Raw genomic sequence first — 8,589 nt, 5'->3', positions numbered from 1 at the left:
CGGTGGGATCCAGCTTCAGAACCTGTTCTATGGCATCTGCCAGGTGTTGAGCGGCCTCTTGTCGGGTGTAGCCGCGGAACTGGGCACGGCGCAGGGCAAATTCATCGGCATCGAAATGGGCGCTCTCCCGGTTCAGGTTTTGCCAGATCTGCCGGACGGAGAGAGCCGTAATGCCACCTGCCAACAGAGCGGAAAAAGGGTGCTGCAAAGAGAGCTCCGCAACAGTGGTGATGCCCCCCATCAAGGCCAGCGATTGGTAAAACCCCGGCTGCAACCAATTGCGGTTGCCCAGCCATCCCACCTCCCGCAGAAACAACAGATCCCGCTGTGGCTGAGGGATCCCTTGCCAACGGCGAAAATCGATGGCGATGGTGCCCTGGGGCTGCCAAGGGGCTTTGCGGCGGGAGATGAGCAGGGCTTCACCCCCGAAGTGGGGAACGACGCTGATCAAGGGTCGGAAAGAAGCGGGGAGCAGATCCCGCAACCGTTCGGTTTCTTCTTTTTCAAAGGATTTGAAATCTGGGCGGCTGTTCATGGCCTCACCTGTTAGGGGCATTGAGGCGGGGAGCCCGCCTGAACACGGGCGCTGTTCCGGCCCCCGACACCCCAGCCTGTGCAGAACCGATGCGAGGTTAGTCTATCGCATCTCCAGGCTGGCCGTGGAACTCTGGCCGTGGAACTCTATAGGTGGAACCCTGTAGGTTTCAAAGATCCCAATCCTAGGTTGCGTAGACTGGGAAGGCGAGCCTACCCGTCTTACCTACTCGTCTTAAATCCGAGACCATGACCTTCCCAGCTCAGCCAGAACCCCAAGTGCTCCGTACTGCTGACGGGAATGAGCAGAGTATCAACAGCCCCCTTTACACCTACGCCTTCTTCCCGCAGCCAGCTCCAGAACTTTTGCCCTTCATCCGGCAAACCGAGGGGATCCATCGGTCGGTGCAGGTGTTCTCCCCGGCAGGCAGCCGAATTGCCGCTGCTGTGGAGCCGATGCCGGATCCGGAGTCGCTGCAAGTCTCGGATGAGGTGTTGGTGCGTTCTGCCCTGCGCCACGATCAGGTGATCTGCCGGCTGTTCGCCCAGATGCCGGTGCTGCCCCTGCGCTTTGGCACCTGCTTCCTCTCAGCAGAAAAGCTGGGATCCCACCTGCTGTCCCGGCAGACGGAGTACGAACAAGCCCTCGCAGCCATTGGGGGGCGGGCCGAGTACTGTCTCAAAGGAAGGGTTCAACCTCAGCCCCAACCGGAGCCACAGCCCTCCCTAAGCGGGACGGCCTATCTGTTGGCCCGCAAGCAAGCCTATCTCCAGCAACGACAGGCCCAAGAGCAGCAAGAGCAGGAGCAGCAAGCCCTACAGCAGCTTTGGCCTTCCACCTGGCCTGTGCAAAGGGGGGATCCCCAGCCAGGAGAAGCCTTGCGGCTTTACTTTTTGCTCACCCCTGCCGAGTGGGAAGCCGCCCCTCAGCTCACCCAAACCTGGCTGGATCAGCACCCCCATTGGCAACTGGATTGGAGCGCCCCTTTGCCCCCTTATCACTTTGTCCGTGCCCTGCGGGATCCCCTGGCCGACAGGTGATAGATCCCAACTAAGGACGCCGTCCCGCTAGCGCGAACAAAGTGCTCTGCATGCGGATCATGGTCGCGTTAGCAGAGCGTGGATCCAAGCGTGATAATGGTGAGGGGATCCCGTCCGCTTCCTGTTTGCATTGGCGAGGCGGAGCCCTCACAGGGCAAAGGACTCCGTCCCGCTAACGGGAACAGCAGGCAAAAGGAAGAGTTGTGGTCTAAAGCGCTATGCGCCGCTACCGCGAACGAGTTGGGCTATTGGGGCTGGGCACGGTTGGCACGGGTGTTGTGCAAATTCTGCAGCAACCCCGGCATCCTCTCTTGCAGTCGGTTGAGATTGCGGCGGTGGGGGTGCGCTCTTTGGACAAGCCACGGCAAGTGCGGATCCCGCCTGAGCGCCTGACCACCAATCTGGAGCAAATCGTGTCGGATCCGGAAATCGACGTGGTCATCGAGCTGATGGGGGGCTTGGAGCCGGCCCGCACCTTGATCTTAAAAGCCCTTGACCACGGCAAACCGGTGATCACAGCCAACAAAGCGGTGATCGCCCGCCACGGGGAGGAGATCTTTCAGGCGGCAGCCCAAGCCAAAGTCTCGGTGCTCTTGGAAGCGGCAGTTGGGGGCGGGATCCCGATTCTGCAGCCCTTGCAACAGTCCCTGCAGGCCAGCCACATCCAGGCGGTCTGGGGCATTGTGAACGGCACCACCAACTTCATCCTCAGCCAGATGACCCAGGCGGCCAGCTCATTTGAGGAAGCCCTGGCCCTGGCCCAGGCCCACGGCTACGCCGAAGCGGATCCCAGCGCCGATGTGGAAGGGTGGGATGCCGCCGACAAGATCGCCATTTTGGCCAGCCTTGCTTTCGGGGTGTCTGTGAAGCGGGAAGCCATCCCCTGCGAAGGGATCCGCGGCATCAGCCCCACCGACATTCGCTATGCCCGCGAGTGGGGCTACACCTTCAAGCTCTTGGCCATCGCCCAAAGGGCCAACTCTGGCGGGGAGGCAGCGAAGATGGCTTTGGATATCCGGGTTCACCCCACCCTTCTGCCCTCTACCCACCCCTTGGCCAACATCAACGGTGTGGACAATGCCGTCCTGGTGCAGGGGGATCCTTTGGGGCAGGTGGTGCTGTCGGGGCCGGGGGCGGGGCGGGGGCCGACTGCCAGTGCCGTTGTCGGCGATCTGCTGACCCTGATTGCCCACCGGCAAACGGGGGCTGATGCCCCCAATCCGCTGTGGGGATTCTCCTGCTTCCCCGCTGCCGCCTCTTTGATCCCTCTCTCGGAATTGGAGTCGGAGTTTTACGTGCGGGTGTTGGCTCAGGATCAGCCGGGGGTAATGGGGGCGATTGGCACCTGCTTCGGTCGCCACCGGGTTAGCCTGGAGAGCATTACCCAAAAGGAATGTCACCAAGAGCAGGCGGAGATTGTGATTCTCACCCACACCGTCCGGGAGGCCGACTGCCGGCAGGCGCTGGCCGAGATCCAACAACTGCCCCAGGTGGCCGGGATCCCCAGCCTATTTCGGGTGCTGCGCTAGCTGCTATAGATCCAAAATGCTCCGCACCGCTGACGCGAACGCGCTGGTGGGACGGGGAGCGGCTCAGAGCATAATTGTTTGACTCTTGAGGATTGAAAACCCCGTTGGAACCCAAAAGATGAACTCTTCTGTTGAGCACTTTAGCGGGACGCAGTCCTTGCAGGCTGAGGTGGTGGTGGTGGGGGCGGGCATCAGCGGCCTAACGTTGGCCTTGCGATTACAACAGGGCTTATCCCCCAAGGATGAATCCACCCAGCCGCTGCTCCTGGCCGAGGCCAGCTCCCGCGTGGGGGGCTGTATCTCCACCCAATCCAAAGACAGCTATCGCTGGGAAGAGGGCCCCAACAGCTTTACCCCCGTCCCCGCCCTGCTTAACCTCATTGCCGAGGTGGGCTTGGCGGAGCACCTGGTGCTGGCCGATGCCAAGCTGCCCCGCTACATCTACTGGGAAAAAGAGCTGCTGCCGGTGCCCCTGAGCCCTTCTGCGGCAATTGGCTCGCGGCTGTTGAGCGTGGGCGGCAAGTTGCGGGCCTTGCGCGGCTTGTTGGGGTTTGTCGCGCCACCGCCGGGCAAAGAGGAAACGGTGCGGCAATTCTTCCGGCGGCAACTGGGATCCGAGGTGGTGGAACGGCTGGTCGAACCTTTTACCTCAGGGGTGTATGCCGGGGATCCGGATCAGCTCAGCGCCTTGGCAGCCTTCCCCCGCATTGCCGGCTTGGAAGAACGCTACGGCAGCCTCTTTGCCGGTGCTGTGCAGGCTTTGCGCAGCCGTTATCGCTACGCGACGCTCCCGCGAACCCGTCACCAGGACAGCGGCAACTCCCCTATCCAACCTCCTCCCAAGCGGGGCCAACTGGGTAACCTGCGGCAGGGGTTGCAGCAGCTACCTGAGGCGATTGCCCAGAAACTGGGCAGTGCGCTGCGGCTGGGCTGGCGGGCTGTGCATCTCAAGCGGGATGAGACGGGCTACCGGGTGGGCTTCGTCATACACGACAGCGGTGCAGAGCACACGGCCCCAGAAGAAATCCACTGGGTGGCGGCTCAACAGGTGGTGCTCACCCTCCCTGCCTACGCTGCTGCCACCCTCCTGCAGGATCTCAACCCCCAGGCCAGCCGGCTGCTGAGGGAAATCCCCTACCCGCCTGTGGCGGTGGTGGCTTTGGCCTATCCAGAAGAAGCCCTCCCCCAACCGCTGCGAGGGTTTGGCCATCTGATCCCTCGCTCTCAGGGCCTGCGCACCCTGGGCACCATCTGGGCCTCCTCCCTCTTTCCAGAGCGGGCTCCTCAGGGCTATCACTGCCTGGTCAGCTTCATCGGGGGAGCTACCGATGCGGCTTTTGCCCGCCAGAAAGGGATCCCGCCCATTACGGCGCTCTCCCCTGACGAGCGGGCCCAAATTGTGCATGCAGAACTCAGCCAGATCCTGCTCACCCGCCCTGTCGAACCCATCCGCCTGGGAGAGCGCCTGTGGCCCCAGGCTATCCCGCAATATACGCTTGGCCACCGGCAGCGGATTGCCCAATTGCAGGCCAGCCTGGCCGACCAAACCCCAGGGGTGTGGGTGTGTGCCAACTACCTGGATGGCGTGGCCTTGGGAGATTGTGTGCGGCGGGCCGAGGCCCTAGCCCAGCAGATCCTGTCCGTCCGGCGTTAGCGGTGCGGTTCCCGTTCGCGTGTAGCAGCATAGAGTGCTGTAGACATAGCAGCATGAGCCATCCCTACACCAGCCTCCTGCTCATCCCCACCGGCATTGGTGCCCGCATCGGTGGTTTTGCCGGGGATGCCCTGCCTGTTGCCCGCACTCTGGCAGCAGCCGCAGAGCGGGTCATTACCCATCCCAACGTGTTAAACGGAGCCAGTTTGTTTTGGCCGATGGGGAATGTGTTGTATGTGGAAGGGTACGGCCTGGATCAGTTCTGTGCGGGGGTGTGGAATTTGCGGCCAGTGCGCCAAAACTGTGTTGGGGTGGTGCTGGATGCCGGGATCCCCCCCGATCTGCAACAACGCCACCTGCAGGTGATGCAGGCTGCTCAGGCCACCTTGGGGCTCAACATTGGCCCCTGGCGCTTGACCCGCCAACCCTTGGGCGTTTCCGTCGGCTTCTCCCCCTCCGGGGCCAGCCAGGGATCCCTAGCCCGGCCCGATGCTCTCTTGGAGACTGCCCAGGAGCTGGTTCGCCTGGGGGCAGAGGCCATTGCCGTGGTGGCCCGCTTTCCGGATGACTTGGACTTCAGCCAATACGAGCAAGGAATGGGGGTGGATCCCTTGGCCGGCGTCGAAGCCCTGATCAGCCACCTGGTGGTGCGGGAGTTGCGGATCCCTTGTGCCCATGCCCCCGCTTTCTACCCTGAGACTTTCCCCAAGCCGGTTCACCCCCGCGCTGCTGCTGAAGAGGTGGGGTTTACCTTCTTGCCTTCGGTTTTGGTGGGCCTCAGCTACGCTCCCCAGTTCGTCAAGAGCGGGGATCCCGCCCAACCGGGCGACCTGACAGCAGAGCAGGTGGACAGCGTCATCGCCCCGGCCACTGCCTTTGGGGGGCCTGGCTTGCTGCACCTGGCCAGCCGTTATTGCGGCGCAACGCTGTCGCGACCCCACCACAATGCTCCGCCGCTGACGCGAACGGACGGAGTTCTTACTCGTCCTCCGCTTTTCATTGCCGTCGAGGAAAACACCACCGTGATGCAGGTGCATCCCCGCCAGTTGGGGATCCCTCATGTATCGGTAACCTCCTATCTAGAGGCGATTGGAGTGGTGGTGGCCCATCGAGCAGGAGTGGCCTGGTCGTCGCTACGGCTCTCCCCCTCCCCCCCGGAAAAGCTGGGATCCCACACTTGCGCCGTTCGCGGTCGCGGTGCGGAGCACTTGAGCGGGACGGAGTCCCAGTAGGCTACCGGTCGCGTTAGCGGGACGGAGTCCATGAGCAGATGGGAGCCGGCAGGGGATCCGCCGGGTTTAGGCCGGCAAACCACTCGGATAGGGCGGCCGGCAAGCAGAGGCCGGGGTTTCCCTCGATGTGCAGCCGCTCCAGTCGGGGCAGTTCTGCCAAAAAGGTCGGCAGTTCTCCCGTGAATTGGTTACGTGCCAGGCGCAGATCCCGTAACTGATTCAGCTGAGCCAGCTCGGGGGGCAGGGATCCGCTGAGGCGATTGTCCGACAGGTAGAGGTTTTCCAGGTGGCGCAGTTGCCCCAGTTGGGGGGGAATAGGCCCAGAGAGCTGATTGCGATCCAAAAACAGGCCCTTGAGGGAGCTCATCTGGCCCAGTTGGCCGGGAAGGGTGCCGCTGAGGCGGTTGTTTTGCAGGATGAGGTTTTCCAGGTGGCGCAGTTGCCCCAGCTGGGGGGGAATAGGCCCAGAGAGCTGGTTGTGATCCAAAAACAGGCCGCGCAGGTTGCGCAGCTGCCCCAGCTCGGATGGGATGGAGCCGGAGAATTCGTTGTAGTCGAGAAACAGGTTTTCCAACTGGCTGAGTTGCCCCAGCTCGGGCGGCAGGGGGCCGGAAAGTTGGTTGTGGCTGAGGGACAAGGCTCGCAACCGGCGAAATTGGCCTATTTCGGGCGGCAAGGAGCCGCTCAACCCCTGGCGATCCAACACCAGTTGGACAAGACACTGATCCGGATCAAAAAGGGCCACCTCCTCTACCTTCACCTCCGGACGGCCCAGAGCTGCCAAGATCTGCCGCAGCAAGAGGGGATCCCGACAAAGGGGAGCAGACCAGGCCCCCATCCCCCAGCTCAGCCAAACCCAGATCGCCAACAGGCCCACCGCCCACCTCTCGTGCCGAGCCATTCCCCTCTGCTGCTTCATCCCTGCTCTCCAAAGGATCTTTGCCAAGGTAGCATCCTACTCCGTCCCGCCTCCGCCGGGGTTGTTGCTATGGGCAGGGGAACCGCGACGTAGAAGAGTTCTGGCCCGGAACCGGCTAAGGACTCCGTCCCGCTAGCGCGAACAGCTACACTGAAAAGCCGATGACCTCCTCTTCGGCAAACCTCCATGGCCAGGATCAACGACCACTTCCTCAAGCTCAAGACCGGCTATCTCTTTCCCGAGATCGCCCGGCGGGTGCAGGCTTTTGCCACCGCCCATCCCGAAGCTCAAATTATCAAAATGGGCATTGGCGATGTCACCGAGCCGCTGCCGGAAGCCTGTCGAACGGCCATGATCCGGGCGGTGGAGGAAATGGGGGAACGGGCCACCTTTCGCGGCTATGGGCCAGAGCAGGGCTACGAGTGGCTGCGCCAGGCCATTGCCCGGCACGACTTCCAGGCCCGCAACTGCGATATCGACGCTTCCGAGATCTTCGTCTCCGATGGCTCCAAGTGCGATTGCGGCAACATCCTGGATATCCTCGGCCACGACAACACCATCGCCATCACGGATCCTGTCTATCCGGTTTATGTGGACACCAACGTGATGGCGGGCCATACGGGGCCGGCCAACGAACGCGGCGAATACGAGGGCCTGGTCTATCTGCCCATCACTGCCGAAAATCACTTCACCGCCAGCCTGCCCAGCCAAAAGGTGGATGTGATCTACCTCTGCTTCCCCAATAACCCCACAGGCGCAGTGGCCACACGGGAGCATCTGCAAAACTGGGTGGACTATGCCCGTGCCCACGGCTCCCTGATCCTGTTCGATGCCGCCTACGAAGCCTATATCACCGAGCCCGGGATCCCCCACTCCATTTACGAGATTCCAGGGGCGCGGGAATGTGCCATCGAGTTCCGCTCCTTTTCCAAAACCGCTGGGTTTACCGGCACCCGCTGTGCCTTTACGGTGGTGCCCAAGTCTTTGCGGGGGCAAGCTGCCGATGGATCCTGGGTGGATCTGTGGAGCTTGTGGTATCGCCGCCAATCCACCAAGTTCAACGGGGTGTCCTACATTGTGCAACGAGGGGCAGAGGCAGTTTATTCCGAAGCGGGGCAGGCGCAGGTGCGAGGTCTGGTGCAGTTTTACCTGGAAAATGCCCGCATCATTCGCGAGCAATTGGCCGAGGTGGGGATCCAAGTCTATGGCGGCGTGAATGCCCCCTACGTCTGGGTGAAAACACCCGATGGGCTGAGCAGTTGGGAGTTTTTTGACAAGCTGCTGCACACCTGCCATGTGGTGGGTACCCCTGGCTCTGGCTTCGGCAGCGCCGGAGAGGGCTATCTGCGCCTGTCCGCTTTCAACAGCCGCGCCAACGTGGAAGAGGCAATGCGCCGCATCGGCAGCGTGTTTGCGGGGGCTGGAGCCGTTGGTTAATTGAGTCTTGACCCAGAGGGCGAGGATTCTTTCAAGCGCTCCCCGCCGCCAGAGGCGAACAGCTTGGGCCCGACAGGAAAGATGACGAACCAGTCGGCGATACCGCCGCGAACCCTTTTGCCTGCAACGCAGCAACTGGGCCAGCTTCCCCTTCGGCTTTCCGGGTACTGCCGCTTCGACTGCAGCTCCTGACCGTTAGCGATGAAGATATCCATACCCTCATGGGCAGTGGCCAGGTGAACT

General features: G+C 62.2%; 8 protein-coding genes. 5 read left to right on the top strand and 3 right to left on the bottom strand.

All coding sequences use genetic code 11. From position 1 onward, the window contains the following. The coding region (locus NW820_RS05740) for a DUF3318 domain-containing protein (protein WP_414406931.1) at nt 1–535 on the bottom strand (535 nt) is incomplete at its 3' end. A gap of 248 nt (nt 536–783) precedes the next feature. Here NW820_RS05740 and NW820_RS05735 point away from each other — a divergent pair. From NW820_RS05735 to NW820_RS05720, 4 genes are all read left to right on the top strand, one after another. Next, the gene (locus NW820_RS05735) at nt 784–1,575 is read left to right on the top strand and encodes a GvpL/GvpF family gas vesicle protein (protein WP_414406930.1); all 792 of its coding nucleotides are present in this window, start codon (nt 784–786) and stop codon (nt 1,573–1,575) included. A 218-nt stretch (nt 1,576–1,793) separates the two neighbouring features. Further along, nucleotides 1,794–3,104: a homoserine dehydrogenase gene (locus tag NW820_RS05730; protein WP_011433040.1), complete on the top strand. Its 1,311-nt coding sequence runs from the start codon at nt 1,794–1,796 to the stop codon at nt 3,102–3,104. Between the two features lie 118 nt (nt 3,105–3,222). Then, the gene (gene hemG, locus NW820_RS05725; protein WP_414406929.1) at nt 3,223–4,758 is read left to right on the top strand and encodes a protoporphyrinogen oxidase; all 1,536 of its coding nucleotides are present in this window, start codon (nt 3,223–3,225) and stop codon (nt 4,756–4,758) included. Between the two features lie 53 nt (nt 4,759–4,811). After that, nucleotides 4,812–5,990: a DUF3326 domain-containing protein gene (locus NW820_RS05720; protein WP_414406928.1), complete on the top strand. Its 1,179-nt coding sequence runs from the start codon at nt 4,812–4,814 to the stop codon at nt 5,988–5,990. Nucleotides 5,991–6,003: 13 nt separating this feature from the next. On the opposite strand, the gene NW820_RS05715 is transcribed toward NW820_RS05720, so the two are convergent. After that, nucleotides 6,004–6,909: a hypothetical protein gene (locus NW820_RS05715; RefSeq protein ID WP_414406927.1), complete on the bottom strand. Its 906-nt coding sequence runs from the start codon at nt 6,907–6,909 to the stop codon at nt 6,004–6,006. A gap of 186 nt (nt 6,910–7,095) precedes the next feature. Here NW820_RS05715 and NW820_RS05710 point away from each other — a divergent pair, with 186 nt between their 5' ends. Continuing rightward, nucleotides 7,096–8,346 (top strand): LL-diaminopimelate aminotransferase, encoded by a 1,251-nt coding sequence (locus tag NW820_RS05710; RefSeq protein WP_414406926.1) that lies wholly within the window; start codon nt 7,096–7,098, stop codon nt 8,344–8,346. On the opposite strand, the gene NW820_RS05705 is transcribed toward NW820_RS05710, so the two are convergent. Next, nucleotides 8,343–8,589 (bottom strand): hypothetical protein (locus tag NW820_RS05705; protein ID WP_414406925.1); only part of this gene is annotated, 247 nt, incomplete at its 5' end. The genes NW820_RS05710 and NW820_RS05705 overlap by 4 nt on opposite strands.

The organism is Synechococcus sp. R55.7 (assembly GCF_047461955.1).
Taxonomy (GTDB): Bacteria; Cyanobacteriota; Cyanobacteriia; order Thermostichales; family Thermostichaceae; genus Thermostichus.
Note: the sequence above shows the minus strand (reverse complement) of the source record. Positions and strands in the feature narration are given on the sequence as shown.